Source organism: Marinobacter sp. UBA3604, assembly GCF_002375325.1.
GTDB lineage: Bacteria > Pseudomonadota > Gammaproteobacteria > Pseudomonadales > Oleiphilaceae > Marinobacter > Marinobacter salarius.
Map to the genome: position 1 here is coordinate 149,125 of NZ_DFMB01000061.1, position 19,687 is coordinate 168,811.

A 19,687-nucleotide genomic window follows, 5' to 3' on the forward strand; every position below is an offset into this window, starting at 1 on the left:
TTACACCCCCAACCGATCCCGCAACGCGTAATACCAGGCCCCTATTGCCGTCAAAGGTATCCGAAACGCCCGCCCTCCCGGAAACGGGTAATGCGGCAGGCTGGCGAAGGCGTCGAAACGCTCGGCCTGGCCCTGGATGGCCATTGCCAACGCCTTGCCCGCAACATGGGTAAAGGTTACGCCATGGCCGGAGCAGCCCTGGGAATAAAACACGTTGTTCTGCAGCCGGCCCATTTGCGGCAGGCGTGACAGGGTGAGCAAGAAGCTGCCGGTCCAGGCGTAGTCGATCTTCACATCGGCCAACTGCGGGAACGTTTTCAGCATGTTGGGGCGAATCAGCCGTTCGATGTTGGCCGGGTCTCGGGCGCCGTAGACCACACCACCGCCGTAGATCAGCCGCTTGTCGCCGGACAGGCGGAAGTAATCCAGCAGGTAGTTGCAGTCTTCCACGCAGTTGTCCTGCGGCAACAGGCGTTTAGCGACCTCATCGTCAAGCGGCTCGGTAGCGACGATCTGAGAGCCGCAGGGCATGGACTTGGCGCCCAGTTCCGGCACCAGTCCGCCGAGATAGGCATTGCCCGCCAGCACCACAAACGCTGCCCGCACTTCGCCTTGATCGGTTTTCACCGTGGCAGGTTGGCCATGAACAATGTCAGTAACGGCTGAATGTTCGTGGATCACGCCACCGAGGGATTCCAGGGCAGCCGCCTCGCCCAGGGCCAGGTTCAGGGGATGAATGTGGCCCCCGGTGTGATCAACCGCGCCGCCGACGTAGCGCTCGGTGCCAACCCGGGCACGAATTCCTTCCCGGTCCAGCAGTTCCAGATTCCCGTACCCGAACCGCCGCCAGAGCGCCTGTTGATCCTCCAGATGGCTGAGCTGCCGTGCGTTCAGGGCCGCGAAAATGCCACCCTCTTTAAGGTCGCACTGGATGCCGTAATCCCGTACCCGTTGACGAATGATCTGGCTGCCTTCAAACGCCATGGACGCCAAGTGGGTCAGGTGATCCGCTGTGGTCTGGCGTTCGATTGCGTCGAGGTCACGGCTGAAGCTGTTGACGATCTGCCCGCCATTGCGACCGGAGGCACCCCAGCCTACGGTAACTGCTTCGAGCACCACCACCCTGAAACCGGCTTCGGCCAGGAACAATGCGGTCGACAACCCGGTGTAACCAGCACCGACCACGCACACATCAGCCTCGCAAACGCCCTTAAGCGCCGGCCGTGTAGGGGCCGGATTGGCCGATGCCGCGTAAAAGGATGGAACAGGGGAATACTGGATCATGGAGTTGTGCCAAACGGGTTATCAAAAAGGGTTCTTTGGCAGGCAATGAAAAGGGCAATCCTGTTGCCCGCCGAACTCAGTCTATGCCGGCTTTCAGCCCACGGGAAGACACGTTCTTGTACCTATATGGAAGGCCGTCGACGCGGCTCAAACACCTGCTATGATGGCGCCATTCCTTTGCCTTCGAGGCCGCCATGTCTGACCCTGTATCCACCAATGCCATTTCCGGAACACCCACTAGCCAGCCCGAGTGGCAGGCAATGGCCGACACCCTCGCCATAGAGGGCCGCGCCTATGTAAAGGGCAGTTATCGCTGGGCGGTAAACGGTGAGACCTTCCCGTCCGTCAGCCCGATGGATGGCCGCGAGCTGGCTCAGGTGGCCAGCTGCGACAAGGCTGATGCGGACAAGGCCGTAGCCATCGCGCGAAAAGTCTTTGAGCGCGGCGACTGGCGGGAACTGGCACCGGCCAAACGCAAGGCAGTGCTGATTCGCTTTGCCGAATTGATCGAAGCCCACGGCGACGAACTGGCCCTGCTGGATACCCTCGACATGGGAAAACCCATCAGCCATGCCCGCACGGTGGACGTACCGGCCACCGCCCGTGCCATACGCTGGACCGCCGAAGCCATCGACAAGGTGTATGGGGAGCTCGCCCCCACACCCCACAACCAGATCGGCATGATTTCCAGGGAACCCATGGGCGTGGTGGCCGCCATCGTGCCCTGGAACTTCCCGATGATCATGGCGGCCTGGAAAATCGCGCCGGCGCTGGCCACCGGAAATTCAGTGATCCTCAAACCCTCGGAGAAATCGCCGCTCACCGCCATTCGCCTGGCGGCACTGGCCACCGAAGCCGGCATACCCGACGGCGTGTTCAACGTACTCCCCGGTTTCGGCCATACCGTGGGTAAGGCCCTGGCCTTGCACATGGACGTGGACTGCCTGGTGTTCACCGGTTCCACCAACGTGGCCAAGCAACTGATGGTTTACGCCGGCCAGTCCAACATGAAACGGGTGTGGCTGGAGGCCGGCGGCAAGAGCCCCAACATCGTGTTTGCGGATGCCCCGGACCTGAAAAAAGCCGCCGCCGAAGCCGCCAGCGCCATTGCCTTCAACCAGGGCGAAGTCTGCACCGCTGGTAGTCGGTTATTGGTGGAGGAAAGCATTCGCGCTGAATTCGTCGGGCTGATCCGCGAGGCCCTGACAACCTGGCGCCCTGGCCATCCACTGGACCCGGCCACAACCTGCGGCGCCATCGTCGACCAGGCCCAGCTTGATCGCATCATCGACTACATTGGCATCGGCCGGTCCGAAGGGGCGACCCTGGTGGAAGGCGGGCAGCGGGTGATGGCAGAGACCGGAGGGCTGTTCGTGCAGCCTACGGTGTTCGATGGGGTGAACAACCGCATGCGCATTGCCTCGGAGGAAATCTTCGGGCCGGTGCTCTCGGTGATCGGCTTCACCACCGCCGAGGAGGCCATCGAGATTGCCAACGATTCCATCTATGGGCTCGCTGCCGCCGTGTGGACCTCCAATATCAATACCGCCCACAAAGTGGCCAAGGCACTGCGGGCCGGCAGTGTGTGGATCAACCACTACGACGGCGGCGACATGACCGCACCGTTCGGCGGTTTCAAGCAGTCCGGCAACGGGCGCGACAAGTCCCTGCATGCATTCGACAAGTACACGGAACTGAAGGCCACCTGGCTGGTGCTTGAATAGTTCCCACGAAAAACGGCGCCCTGTGGCGCCGTTATCGGATGACGGGAAGCCATTAAACCGTATGCAGGTACCAGAGGTATTCGAGATCCGAAATGGTCATCTCGAACTCGTTCAGTTCGTTCTCTTTGCAGGCGACGAACACATCCAGAAACTCCCTGCCCAGATACTCCGCCATCACCGGCGACTGACCGAGCTCCCGCAACGCATCCCGCAGGTTATTCACCAGACTGGCTTCGTGCTGTTCGTGGGCATTGCCCACGGTCACGGGCGGTGGCTCGATGCGGTTGGAAATACCGTAGTGAATGCCCGCCAACACCGCCGCCATCAGCAGGTACGGGTTGGCATCAGCACCCGCAACGCGGTGCTCAATCCTCAGCGCCTCGGGATCTCCACCCGGCAGGCGCAGGCTGGCCGTGCGGTTATCCACGCCCCAGGTCGCCGCACTGGGCACGTAATACTCCGGGCTAAACCGGCGGTAGGAGTTGATGTTGGGGCAGAACAGCGCCATGGCGTCGTTCATGGTGGCCACAAGCCCACCAACGGCCCAGCGCAGCATGTCGTTAGGTTGCTCGGCGTCGCCGGCAAATACATTGCGCCCTTCCCCATCAATCAGGCTGACATGCAGGTGCATGCCGCTACCCGCCTGGTTGTGATACGGCTTGGCCATGAAGGTGGTGTCCATCTCATGGTCGTAGGCCATATTCTTGATCAGGCGTTTGAGCAGGGTGGCGTGGTCGCAGGCCTGCACGGCGTCATCCACGTAATGCAGGTTCACCTCAAACTGGCCAGGGGCGGATTCCGCCACCAGGGCGTCCGCCGGCAACTCTTGTTCATGGGCCGCATCCAGCACATCCGCCAGAAATTCCGCGTATTCATCCAGGTCGTCAATGGAGTAGGCCTGGGTGCCCGCCGGGCGCTTGCCGGAAATGGGCGACTTGGGAGGCTGGGGTCGGCCGGCGAGGTTTTCCTGGTCGATCAGGTAGAACTCCAGCTCATAGGCCGCCACCGGCGTCAGGCCCAGTTCTTCAAACCGCTTGACGATGTTCTGCAGCACCACGCGCGGGTCCGCAAAAAACGGGGTTTCGCGATCCAGTTCATACATCGTCAGCAGCAGTTGGCCAGTCGGCCGCTTCTGCCAGGGCTCCACGGTGAGCGTACCGTCGATGGGCAGGCACACACGGTCCGCCTCACCGATATCCAGGCCCAGACCGGTCTCTTCCACGGTAGTGCCCTGGATATTCAGGGCAAAGATGGACGCCGGCATCGCGATGCCCCGCTCAAACACCTTGGGCAGGGTTGAAGGGTCCACGCGTTTACCGCGGACAATGCCGTTCATATCCGGGATCAGCAGGTCAATAAACTGCAGCTCGGGGTGTGCCTGAAGGAATGCGTCAGCGCTCGCAAAACCAGAACCCATAAGGTCAGCCTTTCAAAACTCAAACAGGCCTGTGGCGAGGGGCCGGCACAGGAGATTTTCAAGGCTCCTTTATCCTGCTTTCCGGGGCAATTTGCAAGATAGGGACATACCACAGCGCGCCTAGTCATCCTGCTCCCGAATCTTGCCTTCGCGAATGTTCTCACGGGCTTCCTGGTGCTCGTCGCGGTCCGCTTCCGGAGCTTCGTGCTCATCCGCTCTTGAGGGGCGGAAGCACAGCGTGGTCAGTATCGGGAAGTGGTCGGAACCAAAGGGGGCGAGTCTTTCAATTCTGCCCAGCGTAAAATGCTCGGTGGTGAAGACGTGGTCCAGCGGCCAGCGCAGGTACCAGCGTTCGGCGTGAAAGCTGTTGAACATGCCCCGCCCCCGACGCGGGTCCAGCATGCCGCTGACGCGGCAAAACAGCCGCGTGGTGCGGGACCAGGCCACATCGTTCAGGTCACCGGCGACAATGGCGGGGTAACCATCTTTATGAATCTGTTGGCCGATCAGTAGCAGTTCGGCATCCCGCCACAGGGACTCCTCACTTTCACTGGGTGCCGGTGGGCGCGGATGCACCGCGTGCAGTTTCACACGATCACCCGAGGGTAACCTCAGCCAGCCGTGGATCGAAGGGATATCGTCCTGAATCAGGTAGCTCACCTCGGCCTCTTCCAACGGCAGCCTCGAATACAGATGCATGCCATAGAGGTTGTCCAGCGGCACGCGAATAATGGTCGGCCAGTCACCAAAAGCCGCATCCAGCTGATCGCCCCACCACTGATCCGATTCCAGAGTCAGCAACACATCCGGCCGGTGTTCCTGGACCTGGCGAATCAGCCCCTCGCTGTTGCGGTTGGGCGTCAGTACGTTGGCAATCATCAATGTGACACAGCGGTCTTCCTGGCCGGGCTCCGCTGATTGCACCTGCAGGGGCCATAACCGTGTCCACGGCAAAATGCGATACAGCTGCAACGCAAGCACCACCGCCAATATCGCAAGCACCCACTTTTGCAGGCCATCGTTCTCCAGCCATAGCGCTGCGAACGCCACCAATACCGCCAGGCTGACAATCTGAACACGGGGGAACTCACAGGCACGGATCCACCAGTCATGAAGGCGCACTTTGCCGAGGACGGTCACCGCGAGCAGGGCGATGGCCAATGTCAGCAGGGTATAGTCGATCAAACAGGCCTCCGAGACAGAGTCGTATATCTGTACCTACACCATAAACGATTGACACAACTTCTGCTGGACGACCTGATCATCGCCAGCTTTGTCTCTGGCCCGGGGCCGACTACACTGCCAGTGACGGAGCGAGGAAAAACGAAAAAAGGAGTTAACCCTTGGATCTTGCCCAGGCTTCATTGCAATTCGATGCCGCTCTGGCAGACTTTGCCCGCGCCCGCAGCGCGTCACCACAAGCCTCCAGCCTGGGGCTGCTGGAGCGTGCGCGCCTTCTAATGACGCTGCCGGGAGGTTTCGATGTCCTGTACCGTCGGGTTCGCGCTCTGGAATCCGCCGGTATATTCGGCACCAGTGACTGGTCTAAACCTGCCACCCTGCAACCTGCCCTGGCCAAGCACTCACTGCGGGAAGCCGGTGCGGTTACCACCGTTGTCGAGGCGATCAGCGAAATACGGCTGCTGGCGGTGGTGCGCGGTGACTATTTTCACCCTGGCATTTCCTCCGAGCAGGCCCGGCATTTCCTCACCCAGGTGATGGCCCTGAACCTGGACCTGCTGTCTGGCACTCTCACCGAAGCGGACCGCGAACGGCCCAAACAACTCGGCCCCCTCGTTCTGGGGCTATACCAATACCTGATATCCCACCTTGGCTACGAAAACCTGATGGACAGCCTGGTGGCTGAGGTGTGGCGCCTGCTGGAACAAGGGCCCGTGCAGGTGGACAGCATCTGCGACATGATTGGCCAGATCGCCAAATGCCTGTATGACCCGGAACTCAACACCACCGGCACCGCCGACGCCACCCGCCTGGTGAGAGCTCTGTTTGCACCCACTCCCGGTAGCCGTGAAGATCCCGGATTGGACCTGTACCAGCTACGCCTGGCCAAAATGGACGACGTTGAGCTCTCCGCGGAAGCCAGTGCGTTTGCCCGCAATATGCACGATACCGGGCTGGCGTCGCCCTATCACGCGGTGTTTTTGCGGTTTCTGCGCACCAGCGACGAGGAAGATCTCATCCCCACCGCCCTGGGGCTGACGATGACCGGGCTGGATGATTTTTATTGTTACAACCAACTTGTGGATGCGCTGATTGATGAAGCCATCCATCCGGAAACCTGCCAGGCTGTCTATGGACTGACCATGATGCTGGAGCGGGGTTCGCTCTTCACCCCACCGGTTGCGCAGGCCCTCTGGCGGCAGATCAAACTCAGATTATCGACGGAAACGAAACAGGTCCTGTCGGAGGCCTTTGGTGATGCAGTACCACCGGGAGTATTTCTGCTCGCTGGTGTACTCAACCTGTTGGGCCAGCCACTGGGCGTGGGCCAGGGCAACAATCCCAGTTGCCAGTCCGCTATAGGACTGTCCATGTGGGCCGCCAACGAGGCCGATTACCTGCTCCAGGTACTCACCTGGGCAGCCCGCGACAACGAAGTGCTGAGCCGATTTGAAGGGCGGGAAGTGTCGTCCAAGAATCTGGAACCGGGGTTGATCAAGGACACTCCCGTCGACGTAGACCCGGTTTCACTGATTCTCATTCCACACCTGGACCGGATCTATGGTGAGATGTGGCGGCGCTGTGAAGACCGGAACGATGACGCCCATCGCTGGATCAACCCGGAATTCTATGGTTGGTGGGTAAGCCACGGCTTCAAGGTGGTGGCCGATATCCACACTGGGGAAGTCACTGACTACGACGATTTCATCCGACACTTCTACGCCAGCTATCACCCCTACTACAACGGCAACATTCCGGTGATTCACCACCAGCCTGCCGGTATCGCCGTTACCGACAGCGCCGCCCGCTTCGTCGGCCGACATGCCATTACTATCCTGCGAGTGGCCCTGAGCCCCAGAAACGAAATGCGGGTGTACTTCTTCAACCCCAATAACGACAGCGGCCAGGACTGGGGCCAGGGCATCACCTGCTCAACCCGGGGAAACGGAGAGATTCGGGGTGAGGCATCCCTGCCGGTGGCGGAATTCACATCCCGCCTCTATGTGTTTCACTACGACACCCTGGAACTGGGCGACCTGGCAGCCATACCCGAGGCCGAAGTGGCCCGGGTCATGGCGTTGGGGTATGGCAGTTGGGCGGCCAGCGACGATTAGCTCATGTTCTTGCGCATGAAGTTCTGGATCTCACCCACAATACCCGAGCGGAAAGCCATCACCGTCAGCACGAAGATACCGCCAAGAATGGGATCTACCCAGTCACCCAGCGGCCCCTGGGCCAGCTGATATTCCAGGTTCACCACGAAAGTGGCGCCGACCACCGGGCCCAGCAACGTGCCGGTACCACCCAACAGAGTCATCAGGATGACTTCGCCGGACATGTGCCAATGAGCGTCGTTGAGAGACGCAAGCTGGAACACCACGGTTTTCACCGATCCGGCCAGGCCGGCCAGGCCTGCGGAGATCACGAATGCGAGGAGCTTGTAGCGATCCACGTTGTAGCCAAGGGACACCGCCCTGGGCTCGTTCTGCTTGATCGCCTTGAGCACCTGCCCGAAGGGCGAGCCGACAATGCGCTGCACCGCCAGATAGCCTCCCAGGAAGACCGCCAGCACGAAATAGTACATGGCGTAGTTGTTACTCAGGTCAACAAAGCCGAACAGGTGGCCGCGGGGTACGCCGTGCATACCGTCCTCACCACCGGTAAACGGGGCCTGTACGAAGAAGAAGTAGACCAGTTGCGCCAACGCCAGGGTGATCATCGCGAAATAGATTCCCTGGCGGCGAATGGCCACAACCCCGAAGCCGAGCCCCAACACCGTTGCCGCCGCTGTGCCCACCAGAATCCCCATTTCGGTCGTCAGACCGGAGAAATTCGAGAGCAGGTAACCGGTGGTGTATGAGCCCGCCGCCAGGAACGCAGCGTGCCCGAAAGACAGCAGGCCGGTGTAACCCAGCAGGAGGTTGAACGCCACTGCGAACAGGGCGAAGCACAGGATTTTCATCAGGAACACGGGGTACATCACCGCCGGTGCCAATAGGAGCAGCGCCAGCAGCACAAGATTCAAAATCTGCTTCTTGCGTTGCTCGGATTTCTGCTGCTGAATAATGCTTTGCTGGATATCTGTCTGCGTGGTTGCGTTCGCCATGACTATGCCTCCTTACCAAACAGGCCCGACGGGCGAATCAACAGAACAACCACCATCACCAGGAAGATCACGGCTGCCGACCCTTCCGGGTAGAACACTTTGGTGAACCCTTCTACTACCCCCATCATCAGGCCGGTAACGACGGCTCCGGCGATAGAACCCATGCCGCCGATGACGACCACAGCAAACACCACGATGAGTATGTTGGAGCCCATTACCGGCGATACCGAATATATGGGTGCGGCAAGCGCACCGGCGAAGGCGGCGAGCATGACACCAAAACCGTAAGTGAGGCTGATCAGCAGTGGCACATTGATGCCAAACCCCTGCATCAGCTGGGAATCTTCCGTGCCGGCCCGCAGGTAGGAGCCAAGCCGGGTTTTCTCAATCATGAACCAGGTTGCGAAGCACACCAGCAAGGCAGCGACGATCACCCAGGCTCGATAGTAGGGAAGGAACATGAACCCGAGGTTCATACCACCTCTGAACACCTCCGGCATGGAATAACGCAGGCCAGAAACGCCGTAAATATTGGTCAGAACACCTTGAAGGATCAGTGCAATCCCGAAGGTCAACAACAGGCTGTAGATGTGATCCTGGCCCGCGATGCGGCGCAACAGGAAGTACTCCAGCAGAATGCCGAAACAGCCAACAATCACGGGCGCGACGAAAAGCGCTACCCAGTAGTTGACGCCGAAGGCATCAAAAATCAGTACGGTACACATGGCACCGAGCATGTACATGGCGCCATGGGCGAAATTAATGATTTTCAGCAGGCCAAATATAACCGCCAGGCCGAGGCTCAGCAGAGCATAAAAGGCGCCATTGATCACCCCGAGCATCAACTGGCCAGACAGCACGGCCACGGGGACTCCCAGAATCTCGGTCATGTTACAAACTCCAAAAGCAGCGCAACTGATCATTCACAAGTTGCGTGTCTGCAGGTCAGTGGCCGCCCCGCGCCAGTACTGTTGGATAGCGCGGGACGGCCCAGTCGGTCAGAACATCAGTTTTGGGTTACGAGCTTGCATTTGCTCTCGGACAGCGGGCGATAGGCCTCGTCCCCTGGGATGGTCCGTACGATGTCATACAGGTCCCACTCGCTCTTGGACTCCTCGGGGGTTTTCACTTCTGCCAGGTACATGTCGTGGACCATGCGGCCGTCCTCACGAATGATGCCGTTCTTGGCAAACATGTCGTTGATCGGCGTATCCATCATCTGCTTGCGTACCGTTTGGGCGGCATCCGAACCGGTGGCCTTCACAGCGTTCAGGTACTGGATGGCGCTGGAGTAAATACCGGCGTGAACCATGGTGGGACGAACGCCGGTTTTTTCCATGAAACGGTCAGACCAGGCACGGGTTTCGTCGTTCATGTCCCAGTACCAGCCGGTGGTGAGCTGAATGCCCTGGGCAGACTGAGCACCCAGTGCATGAACGTCGGTCAGGAACAACAGCAGCGCTGCCAGGGTCTGGCCGGACTGGGTCAGGCCGAATTCACCGGCGGTGGTGATGGCATTGGTGGTGTCTGCACCTGCGTTTGCCAGAGCCACCACGTCAGCGCCTGAGGACTGCGCCTGCAGGATAAAGGAGGAGAAGTCAGAGGTCGGGAACGGATGACGCACCGCCTGCATCACTTCGCCGCCATTTTCTTCCACCACGCGGGTTACGTCCCCTTCCAGGGCGTGCCCAAAGGCGTAGTCAGCGGTCAGGATGAACCAGCTCTTGCCACCTTCTTTAACCACCGCGCTTGCCGTACCGTTGGCCAGCGGGTAGGTGTCGTACACGTAGTGGATATGGTTCGGCGTGCAGTGCTCGTTGGTGATGCTGGACGCGGCAGAACCGGAGACAATGCCCAGCTTGTCGTTTTCTTCCAGGATGTTGCTGACGGCAATGGTGACCGAAGAGGCAACCAGGCCGGCAATCAAATCAACGTTCTCGTTCTCCACCCAGCGCCGGGCAGTGCTGGAGGCGGAATCCGGGCTGTTACGATCATCCGCGCTGACCACTTCGATCTTGGCGCCATTGACCGTGCCACCGAAGTCGGCAATGGCCATTTCCAGGGCTGTCTGGCCATTGGGGCCGGCCAGGTCACGATAGGTGCCGGACATGTCGGCCAGGTAACCGATTTTAACGGTGTTGTCGGATATCTCAGCCTGGGCAGCACCCACAAACATGGCTGATGCAATCGCTGATGTCAGAAGCTTTTTGGTGATTGTCATTGTTGTTTCTCCGCTACTGTCTTTGCGTTGGTTTTCGGGTTTCGTTCTTATTGCTCTTGTTGCACTCTTTATTTCACTCTCATCCCCAGGCCTTACACACCCAGGTACTTGTCCAGCATCGACTGCTTGGCCTCAAGCTCGTCGGCGCTGATCTCCTCCACAATCTGGCCGTGTTCCATCACATAGTGACGGTCCGCCAGGGGTGCGGCGAAATGGAAATTTTGCTCAACCAGGACAATGGTCAGGCCTTTTTCCTTCAGCTTGACCAACACCTCGCCTAGTGTTTCAACGATGACCGGAGCCAGGCCTTCGGTGATTTCATCCAGCAACAGCATGTTGGCGCCCGTTCTCAGAATCCGGGCCATGGCCAGCATCTGCTGCTCACCACCCGATAGTTTGGTGCCAGGGCTGGTACGGCGTTCGTACAGGTTGGGGAACATGGAGAAAATTTCCTCCAACCCCATGCCGCCACTTCGGACGACCGGCGGAAGCGTCAGGTTTTCCATGACATTGAGTCCGGAAAAAATGCCCCGGTGTTCGGGGCAATACCCTACTCCCAACCTTGCAATGTGGTGAGGCGCACACGTCATGGTCTCCTCACCGTTAATCATGATCGAGCCGGTGCGGCGGCCCACCATATTCATAATCGCTTTCAGGGTTGTGCTGCGCCCGGCCCCGTTGCGGCCCAGAAGGGTGACCAGTTCCCCGCGCTGAACCTCCAGATCAATGCCATGGAGAATGTGGGACTCGCCATAGAACGCGTGAAGCCCGGAGATTCGTAGCTGTTCGTAGTCTTTCGAGTGGGCCTGGGTCATTCCGCCGCCTCCTGCTTCTTGGTGGCCGTGCCGCCCATATACACCTCACGCACACGGGGGTCATCGGACACCTGTTGGTAGTCGCCTTCGGTGAGCACGGCCCCCTGTGCCAGCACGGTGACCCGGTCGCACAGTTTGCTGACCACACCCAGGTTGTGTTCCACCATCAGCACCGTGCGGCCTTGAGCGGCCTTGCGCACCAGTTCAACGACCCGCTCCACGTCTTCACTGCCCATTCCCTGTGTGGGCTCATCCAGCAACAGCAGCTCCGGCTCCATGGCCAGAGTGGTGGCCAGCTCCAGGGCGCGTTTACGACCGTAGGCGAGTTCGACGGTGGTGGTATTGGCGAATTCAGTCAGCCCCACACTGTCCAGCAGTTCCATGCAACGCTCATTGAGCTTGTTCAGGGACTCGCCGGATTTCCAGAAGCGGAAGGAGTTTCCTTCAAAGCTCTGAAGAGCGACGCGAATGTTCTCAAGCGCCGTCATATGGGGAAAAACCGCAGAAATCTGAAAGGAACGGACCACCCCTTTGCGGGCAATGGCCGCCGATTTCATTGAAGTGATGTCCTCACCCTTGAACAGGATTTTGCCTCGGGTAGGAATCAGGAATTTGGTGAGCAGGTTGAATACCGTGGTCTTGCCCGCGCCATTAGGGCCGATCAGGGCATGTATGTGGCCACGCTGCACCTTCAGGTTAACGTCATCGACCGCCACAAAGCCCTTGAACTCTTTGACGAGGCTTTGGGTCTCCAGAACGAACGGGTCACTCATGAGCCATTCTACCTTTGTTATTGTTGTGCGTTTATACTGTGTACAGAGTAGATTGACGTCTACGTAAACGTCAACCTAAAATCGTACTTTTTTGGCCAATCGCCATTCGCAAAAAATCACTGACCAACGTCAGCGCCTGGGCAGGCTGCTGCAAGTGGGGCGAATGCCCCGTGCCAGCCATGAACACCGGTTCAGCCCAATGCCCGATACCCTCCACAATCCGGGTCACCTGCTCTGGAACGCCATATTCATCATCGTCCCCTTGAATGATCATAGCCGGGCAACGAATGGCGTCCAGCCAAGGGCCAAAGTCCATGGACTCTTGAAATCCCTCATCCAGCCAGACGTCCTGCCAGGCGTAGAACAACGCATCAGTGCGTTCGCCGTGATGGCGCAGTAACTTCTCGCGAATACCTTCTTCCAGGTAGCGACGGCGCATGTCGCGGATACCAGCCAGGGTGAGGTGATCGGCCCAGGTATGGGCGGCCATGGTGACCAACCCTTTTACCCGCCCTTCCAACGCTGCTGCGGCAATCAGGGCAATGGAGCCGCCATCGCTGTGGCCCACCAGAATCACCTCATCAATCGCCAGTGCATCCAGCAGCCGGGGCAACCACACGGTGCCTTCCTGCTCCAGATAATCGTAGGGACGGGGCAACGGCTCGTCACTGGAGGCACCGTAACCACGGCGTTCATAAATCAGCGCATCGAGGCCCGTGGCCTCCGCCAACTGGCGCGGAAACTGCTTCCACAAGGCAATGTTGCCCAGGGATTCATGCAGGAACACCAACACAGGCCCGGTACGGTCACCGTGGCTCAGGCGCTGGGCCTGAACCCTGACGCCCTCACCCAGGGAAACCGAAAGATTGCTGACGTTCATGCCGTCACCGCTGCGCCGGAATCGCGTAGGTGATGGTGGCATGGGCAACCGGGTCTTCCAGGCCGTCGGAGAGAATGTAGACCTCACCCACTCCGCTGGTCTTGCCGACTCTCAGCATGCTGGCCCGCGCCCGGATCGGGCTGTGGGCCACGGGCTTGCGCAGGAAGTTGATGTTGAGGTTACTGGTCACCGCCAGCGGCACCAGGCCGATTTTTCCCAGCAGTGCGGCATACAGGGCCACGTCCGCCAACGCCATCATGGCGGGGCCGGACACCGTGCCGCCGGGGCGCAGATGCTCTTCAGCAACCTCCAGCTTCATTTCGGCCCAACCGTCGCCCAGTTCCTGCAGGGTGCCGTAGCGGGCACCCTGGGGAAACTGTTCGGCGAGGAAGGCCTGCAACTCCTCGAAGGTGACAATCATCCCTGTTTCTCTTCCTTCGCCTGGTTACGCAGAACAAAGCGCTGGATCTTGCCACTGGGGGTTTTCGGCAGCTCATCCACGAATTCAATTTCACGGGGATAGGCGTGAGCGGAAAGGCGATGGCGAACCAGCTCCTGCAGCTCGTCCTTCAGGGCCTCTTCGCTTTCAGGCTCCTGGTCACCCTTGATAACCACATAAGCCTTGATAATAGAGCCCCGCTTTTCGTCGGGCTTCGCCACCACACCAGACTCGGCCACCGCCTTGTGCTCCAGCAGGGTGCTTTCCACATCGGCCGGGCCCACACGGTAACCAGCAGTGGTGATAATGTCATCGTCACGGCCGCTGAATGAGAAGCAGCCACCGCCGTGATTCACCACCATATCGCCGGTGAGGTAGTAGCCATTCACGAACGGGTCTTTTTCGCCCCAGGTGTAGCCGTCGAAATGGAACAATGGCGAGGCCTTCACATCCACTGCCAACTGGCCGATCTCACCTTCGCCCACAACTTCATTCTTTTCATTAAGGGCAACGACTTTGTGGCCAGGAGAGGAATAGCCCATGGAGCCCTGGCGTACCGGGTGATCAAGGCCATGGAAGTTACAGCAGGTCATACCCGTTTCGGTCTGGCCATAGTGGTCCTTGACCGGGCAGAAATGACGCCGCTCAATCCAGTTCACCACTTCCGGGTTCAGCGGCTCGCCGGCACTGCTCGCCACCCGCAGACCAAGGTTCTCACCTTCCGGAAGAACGTGGTCATTGGCTTTCAGCAACCGATAGGCAGTCGGGGCCGCCGCCAGGTTGGTGATCTTGTACTTGCGGATCATGTCGTAGGTGGTTTCCGGGGTAAACGCGCCCGGGTTGAAATGGGTGGCATGCCCCATCAGCAACGGGCCCACCACGGCGTAGTAAAGACCGTAGGCCCAGCCCGGATCAGCCACGTTCCAGAACACATCATCGTCCCGCAGGTCGATGGCATATTTCATGTACACGTAAAACGCCAGCAACGCCTTGGCAGGAACCGCAACACCCTTGGACTTACCAACCGTACCCGAGGTAAACATCTGCAGGAACGGATCACCACCCTTGATCAGTACCGGTTCAAACTGGCCAGACTGCTCTGCCAGTGTCTTTTCAAAGTCCGGGATATCGCCACTGACTTCGGCCGCGCTCACGCACACCACAGGTGCGCAGTCCTTAACCTCGGTAAGTTTCGGGTAGTTGACGGGGTCAGTGACCACCAGCTTGGTGCTGGCGCGCTCGAAACGATACTCGATGGCACCAGGGCCAAAGGCGGTGAACAGCGGCTGGTAAACGGCACCGGCGCGCAGGGCACCGGCAATCACAATCAACAGTTCCGGGCTGCGGGGCAGCAGGGCGGCCACTCGGTCGCCCTTGCCGATCCCGCGGGAGGCTAGGTAGTTCGCAAAACGGGCGGACTTCTCTTTCAGCTCGGCAAAGGTCAGTTTGCCGGAACCGCCGTCGGCTTTCTCGTAATACAACGCGACCCGCTGGGGGTCGTCGGCCCACTTGTCGCAGATTTCCGTACAGACGTTCAGGCCGTCACTCAGGCTGCCCTCCAGGATCTCGGCTTCGAGGCTGGCGGGATCGAAATTGTCATAGACCGATTGGTACTCCGGGAGGCTCATAATCCAGTCCTTTTGTTGTTGTAGCGAATTCTGATCTCAATGTGTAGCACAGGCTATAGTTTACGTAAAGGTAAACTTTAAGCTAAAAATAAACGCCTCCAAAACTCAAAGATATGAGCGTAAAGCCCCAGCCCTGACCGTTCTGGAGGCGCTGCCTGCTCAGCTCTGCTCGCGGTAATAGAACTTCTGGATACTGGAGAAATCCAGCCCGCCGTTACCCTCGTTGGCATGGAGTGCAAACAGGTTCCGGGCCAGTGACCCCATGGGAATGGGGGCCTGATTCTTGACGGCGTTATCGAAGGCCAGGCCCAGGTCCTTGTTCATCAGGTTTACCAGAAAGCCACCTTCGTAGTTGCGGGACGCCGGCACACCTTCCATCACACCCGGCCAGGGGTTGTAGACATTCAGCGCCCAGTTGCCGCCAGAACTCTGCTTCATGATTTCCGACAGTACCGCAGGGTCCAGGCCGTTCTTCACACCCAGGGCCAGGGCTTCGCTGGTGCCGCTCATGAGAATGGCCAGCAGCATGTTGTTGCAGATCTTGGCAATCTGCCCGGCACCGTGAGGGCCAGCGTGGAAGATGTTCTTGCCCATACCTTCAAGAATGGGTTTGGCGCGCTCGAACGCGTCCGCCTCACCACCACAGATAAAGGTCAGCGTGCCCGCCTTGGCGCCACCAACACCGCCGGAGACCGGCGCATCCATAAAGGTGATACCGGCCGCCACAGCTGCTTCGGCCACACCTTTCGCGGTTTCCGGTGCGATGGTGGAGGAGTCGATCACCAATGTGGTGGACGGCAGGTTTTTCAGCAGGCCGTTGTCGCCCAGATAAACCGCTTCCACGTGCTGGCCCGCAGGCAGCATGGAAATCACCACCTCGGCACCCTCCACTGCTTCCTGAATCGTCGCTGCAGATTTCGCACCTTCGCTGGTGAGCGCCTTGACCGCCTCGGAAGACAGATCAAACACCGTCAGGTCGTGTCCCGCCTTAACGAGGTTGGCGGCCATAGGGCCACCCATGTTGCCAAGACCGATAAATGTGATAGTCGCCATATTGTTGTTCTCCATTTTTGATCAGTGTTGGTCTGTTCGGTTTTGTTCAGGGCTCGATAAAGAATCGGTCGATCCATTCCGGGTCCACGCTCTTCAGTGTCGGGAAATGCCAGCGTGGCTTCAGGTCCTTGTCGATCAACAGTGCCCGGACGCCCTCGGCAAACTCACCCATCTTCAGGCAGCGTTTCGATATTTGAAGCTCCTTGTCGAAAACCTGGGACAGGCTGTCGTGCAAGGTGTCGTGATAGTGTTGCCAGGTCAGAGTCAGGGACGCCGGCGACGCCGCCGCGACCGTCTTGACCGCCTTGATCAGCCAGGGATCTTCGCCGGCGTACTGGCTCAGGTTATCCACCACATCTACCAGCGAATCGCCGTCGGTAAGGGCCTGGATCACATCAAAGTGCTCGCGCACCACGGCCTGCGGCATTGCCTCGCGGGAGCCCTCCTCGAATCTGCGCAACACTTTGCTGACAGCGGCATGGGCGCCACCCTCAAGGCCGGCAAAGCCCGACTGCTGCAAGGCCTGCTTGACCTCCTCGCGCATGTCGTGGCGAATAAACCGATCGGCCAACCCGGTAAACAGCGCATCAGCGCCGTTCATCCGCGCCCCGGTCAGCCCCAGGAACAAACCGATCCGGCCCGGCATTTTGTTGAGGAACCAGCCAGCGCCGACATCCGGGTACAGGCCGATACTCACTTCCGGCATCGCCACACGTGAATGCTCCGTCACCACGCGATGGGAGCCGCCAGACATCAGGCCGATGCCGCCGCCCATCACCACGCCATTGCCCCAGACAATAAAAGGCTTGGGATAGGTGTGAATCTGGTAGTCCAGTTCGTATTCGTCGGTGAAGAATCTATCCCCTTCACTGACGGCACGACTGTCAGAGCGCGGCTCTGTCATGTCGCGATACAGAGCCACAATGTCCCCGCCGGCGCACAGGGCCTTGTCGCCCTCGCCTTCCAGCCACACGGCGCCGATGGTGTCGTCCGCGGCCCACTGGTCCAGCTTTGCCTTCAACAGGTGGATCATCTCCAGCGACAATGCGTTCATGGCGCGCGGAGCGTTCAGCCGTGCCACACCAATGCGGCTACCGCCAGCGGCTTCCAGTTCCTCAAAAATGACTACTTGATCGCTCATACCATTCACTCAGTAATCCGGCCCGATTTATCGATGCTTTTAACGGTTTTTCCATTCCGGCGTGCGCTTTTCAAGGAACGCATTCACGCCTTCGCGCTGGTCTTCGGTGCTGAACAGTTCGATAAACAGTTCCCGCTCCATTCTCCAGCCATCGTCGTGGCTGCGACCGTCACGGGCGCTCATCACCAGGGTCTTGCAGCGGGCAACAGACGACGGGCTCTGCTTGCCGGCCATCTCCGCCAGCTCCAGCGCCTTGTCGAGGGCTGCGCCCTGAGGCACCACTTCTTCCACCAGCCCGATGCTCAGGGCCTTGTCGGCCTTGATACGCTCACCACACAGAATCATGCGCTTGGCCCAGCCTTCGCCGACCAGCCATGGCAGGTTCTGGGTGCCACCGGCACAGGGCAACAGGCCAACGGTGGCCTCTGGCAATGCCATCTGGGCATGCTCCTCGGCAATGCGGATGTCACAGGCCAGGGCACACTCCAGGCCACCACCCATGGCGTAGCCGTTCACGGCGGCGATGGACACGCCGCGGAAGCGAACCAGAGCATCGAATGCCTGACCAAACGCCTGCGCCATGACACTGGCGTTACCAATGTCGCCATCGGCGAAGGCCTTGAGGTCGGCACCGGCAGAGAAAAACTTCTCGCCCTGGCCAGTGACCACCAGCGCAAAGATATTGCGATCAGCGTTGAGCGCCTCAATCGTCTCTTCCAGCGCCTTCAAAGACGCCTTGGTCCAGGTATTGGCCGGGGGGTTGTTAATGGTGATGATCGCGGTGTGGCCGCGCTTTTCCAGCTGAATCAGTTCGCTCATGTGAATTCTCGCCTTTTGTTAGTTGGCAGAAGCGTTTATTGGATAGCTTCAGCGACACCAGGCTCCAGTAGCCGGCGGGCTACGATCAGCCGCATGATTTCGTTGGTGCCTTCCAGAATCTGATGCACCCGCAGGTCGCGTACGTAGCGCTCCAGCGGATACTCGCGGATATAGCCGTAACCACCGTGGAGCTGAAGTGCTTCGTTGCACACCTCGAAACACGCATCGGTGGCGAAGCGTTTGGCCATGGCGCAATGCAGCGTGGCTTCGGTATCGCCCTGATCCAACCGATAGGCTGCCAGGCGAACCATCTGCCGTGCGGCTACCAGGTTGGTTGCCATGTCCGCCAGCTTGAACTGCAATGCCTGGAAGCCCGCCAGGGCCTGGCCGAACTGCTCGCGTTCGTGCATGTAATTGCGCGCGCGCAGCAGCGCCGCCTGGGCACCACCTATGGAGCAGGTGGCAATGTTAAGGCGCCCACCGTCCAGGCCTTTCATGGCGATCATGAAGCCCTGACCTTCTTCGCCCAGCCGGTTATTCGCCGGCACGCGCACGTTCTCGAAGGTAATCTGGCGGGTGGGCTGGCTGTTCCAACCCATTTTTTCCTCGGCCTTGCCGTAGTGGATACCGTCGCTGTCAGCGGGCACCACAAAGGCACTGATCCCTTTTGGGCCACTGCCGGGTTCGCCGGTACGAGCCATCACCACCAGCATCTGGGTGGCGCCGGCGCCGGAAATAAACACCTTGCTGCCATTCAGTACATAGCTGTCGCCGTCCCGTGTGGCCTTGGTGCGCAGGTTACCGGCGTCAGAGCCGGCACCCGGTTCCGTCAGGCAGTAGGAACCCAACCATTCACCACTGGCCATTTTCGGGGCGATCTGTTTCTGGATATCGGCATTGCCAAACTGCGCCACCATCCAGGTCGCCATGTTGTGGATGGTGATGTAGGCGGCCGTGGAAGGACAGGCAGCCGCCAGTTCTTCCACGATCACGCTGGTATCCAGCCGCGACAGCCCCATGCCGCCCTGGGCTTCCGGCGTGTAAATACCGCAAAAGCCCATCTCACCGGCCTCGCGAATCACTTCCACCGGGAACACATGCTCGGCATCCCATTTGGCAGCGTGAGGCGCCATGGCCTTTTCCGCGAAGGCCCTGGCGGCCTCGCGGAAGGCCAGCTGATCTTCAGTCAGATCAAAGTTCATGGG

The 19,687-nt window shown here is 59.5% G+C and carries 17 protein-coding genes; 2 read left to right on the forward strand and 15 right to left on the reverse strand.

Features of this window, described 5'->3' with window-relative positions; translation table 11 throughout:
- On the reverse strand, window positions 1-1,284 hold the full coding sequence (locus tag B2590_RS17480) for an NAD(P)/FAD-dependent oxidoreductase (RefSeq protein ID WP_127402297.1): 1,284 nt from the start codon (window positions 1,282-1,284) through the stop codon (window positions 1-3).
- A gap of 260 nt (window positions 1,285-1,544) precedes the next feature.
- Here B2590_RS17480 and B2590_RS17485 point away from each other — a divergent pair, with 260 nt between their 5' ends.
- Complete coding sequence (locus tag B2590_RS17485) at window positions 1,545-3,008, forward strand: aldehyde dehydrogenase (protein WP_412535606.1); 1,464 nt, start codon at window positions 1,545-1,547, stop codon at window positions 3,006-3,008.
- A 52-nt stretch (window positions 3,009-3,060) separates the two neighbouring features.
- On the opposite strand, the gene B2590_RS17490 is transcribed toward B2590_RS17485, so the two are convergent.
- Together B2590_RS17490 and B2590_RS17495 are read right to left on the reverse strand one after the other, a co-directional pair.
- A complete protein-coding gene (locus B2590_RS17490; RefSeq protein ID WP_127402299.1) occupies window positions 3,061-4,425 on the reverse strand; it encodes a glutamine synthetase family protein in 1,365 nt (454 codons plus the stop codon).
- A 120-nt stretch (window positions 4,426-4,545) separates the two neighbouring features.
- Window positions 4,546-5,610: an endonuclease/exonuclease/phosphatase family protein gene (locus B2590_RS17495; RefSeq protein ID WP_127402300.1), complete on the reverse strand. Its 1,065-nt coding sequence runs from the start codon at window positions 5,608-5,610 to the stop codon at window positions 4,546-4,548.
- A 158-nt stretch (window positions 5,611-5,768) separates the two neighbouring features.
- Here B2590_RS17495 and B2590_RS17500 point away from each other — a divergent pair, with 158 nt between their 5' ends.
- A complete protein-coding gene (locus B2590_RS17500) occupies window positions 5,769-7,721 on the forward strand; it encodes a hypothetical protein (RefSeq protein WP_286811991.1) in 1,953 nt (650 codons plus the stop codon).
- Here the strand turns inward: B2590_RS17500 and B2590_RS17505 are convergent.
- The 12 genes from B2590_RS17505 to B2590_RS17560 form a co-directional block, all read right to left on the reverse strand.
- Window positions 7,718-8,713: a branched-chain amino acid ABC transporter permease gene (locus B2590_RS17505; RefSeq protein WP_041333636.1), complete on the reverse strand. Its 996-nt coding sequence runs from the start codon at window positions 8,711-8,713 to the stop codon at window positions 7,718-7,720. The genes B2590_RS17500 and B2590_RS17505 overlap by 4 nt on opposite strands.
- A 2-nt stretch (window positions 8,714-8,715) precedes the next feature.
- Entirely contained in the window at window positions 8,716-9,603 is an 888-nt protein-coding gene (locus B2590_RS17510; protein ID WP_075195407.1) for a branched-chain amino acid ABC transporter permease, read from the reverse strand.
- A 116-nt stretch (window positions 9,604-9,719) separates the two neighbouring features.
- Window positions 9,720-10,934: an ABC transporter substrate-binding protein gene (locus tag B2590_RS17515; RefSeq protein WP_036202482.1), complete on the reverse strand. Its 1,215-nt coding sequence runs from the start codon at window positions 10,932-10,934 to the stop codon at window positions 9,720-9,722.
- A gap of 92 nt (window positions 10,935-11,026) precedes the next feature.
- Window positions 11,027-11,749: an ABC transporter ATP-binding protein gene (locus B2590_RS17520; RefSeq protein WP_036202479.1), complete on the reverse strand. Its 723-nt coding sequence runs from the start codon at window positions 11,747-11,749 to the stop codon at window positions 11,027-11,029.
- Complete coding sequence (locus tag B2590_RS17525; protein WP_036202477.1) at window positions 11,746-12,522, reverse strand: ABC transporter ATP-binding protein; 777 nt, start codon at window positions 12,520-12,522, stop codon at window positions 11,746-11,748. Before B2590_RS17525 ends, B2590_RS17520 begins: the two co-directional genes overlap by 4 nt.
- A gap of 70 nt (window positions 12,523-12,592) precedes the next feature.
- A complete protein-coding gene (locus B2590_RS17530) occupies window positions 12,593-13,402 on the reverse strand; it encodes an alpha/beta fold hydrolase (protein WP_127402302.1) in 810 nt (269 codons plus the stop codon).
- A gap of 4 nt (window positions 13,403-13,406) precedes the next feature.
- Window positions 13,407-13,823: a PaaI family thioesterase gene (locus tag B2590_RS17535; protein ID WP_036202471.1), complete on the reverse strand. Its 417-nt coding sequence runs from the start codon at window positions 13,821-13,823 to the stop codon at window positions 13,407-13,409.
- On the reverse strand, window positions 13,820-15,469 hold the full coding sequence (locus tag B2590_RS17540; protein WP_036202470.1) for an AMP-binding protein: 1,650 nt from the start codon (window positions 15,467-15,469) through the stop codon (window positions 13,820-13,822). The genes B2590_RS17535 and B2590_RS17540 overlap by 4 nt, the downstream gene beginning before the upstream one ends.
- A 159-nt stretch (window positions 15,470-15,628) precedes the next feature.
- Window positions 15,629-16,522, reverse strand: a complete 894-nt coding sequence (gene mmsB, locus B2590_RS17545; RefSeq protein WP_036205549.1) for a 3-hydroxyisobutyrate dehydrogenase — start codon at window positions 16,520-16,522, stop codon at window positions 15,629-15,631.
- Window positions 16,523-16,568: 46 nt separating this feature from the next.
- Window positions 16,569-17,663 (reverse strand): enoyl-CoA hydratase/isomerase family protein, encoded by a 1,095-nt coding sequence (locus tag B2590_RS17550; RefSeq protein WP_036202467.1) that lies wholly within the window; start codon window positions 17,661-17,663, stop codon window positions 16,569-16,571.
- Window positions 17,664-17,702: 39 nt separating this feature from the next.
- The gene (locus B2590_RS17555) at window positions 17,703-18,482 is read right to left on the reverse strand and encodes an enoyl-CoA hydratase (protein WP_036202464.1); all 780 of its coding nucleotides are present in this window, start codon (window positions 18,480-18,482) and stop codon (window positions 17,703-17,705) included.
- 35 nt (window positions 18,483-18,517) lie between these two features.
- Complete coding sequence (locus tag B2590_RS17560) at window positions 18,518-19,684, reverse strand: acyl-CoA dehydrogenase family protein (RefSeq protein WP_126810748.1); 1,167 nt, start codon at window positions 19,682-19,684, stop codon at window positions 18,518-18,520.
- Between the last annotated feature and the right edge of the window lie 3 nt (window positions 19,685-19,687).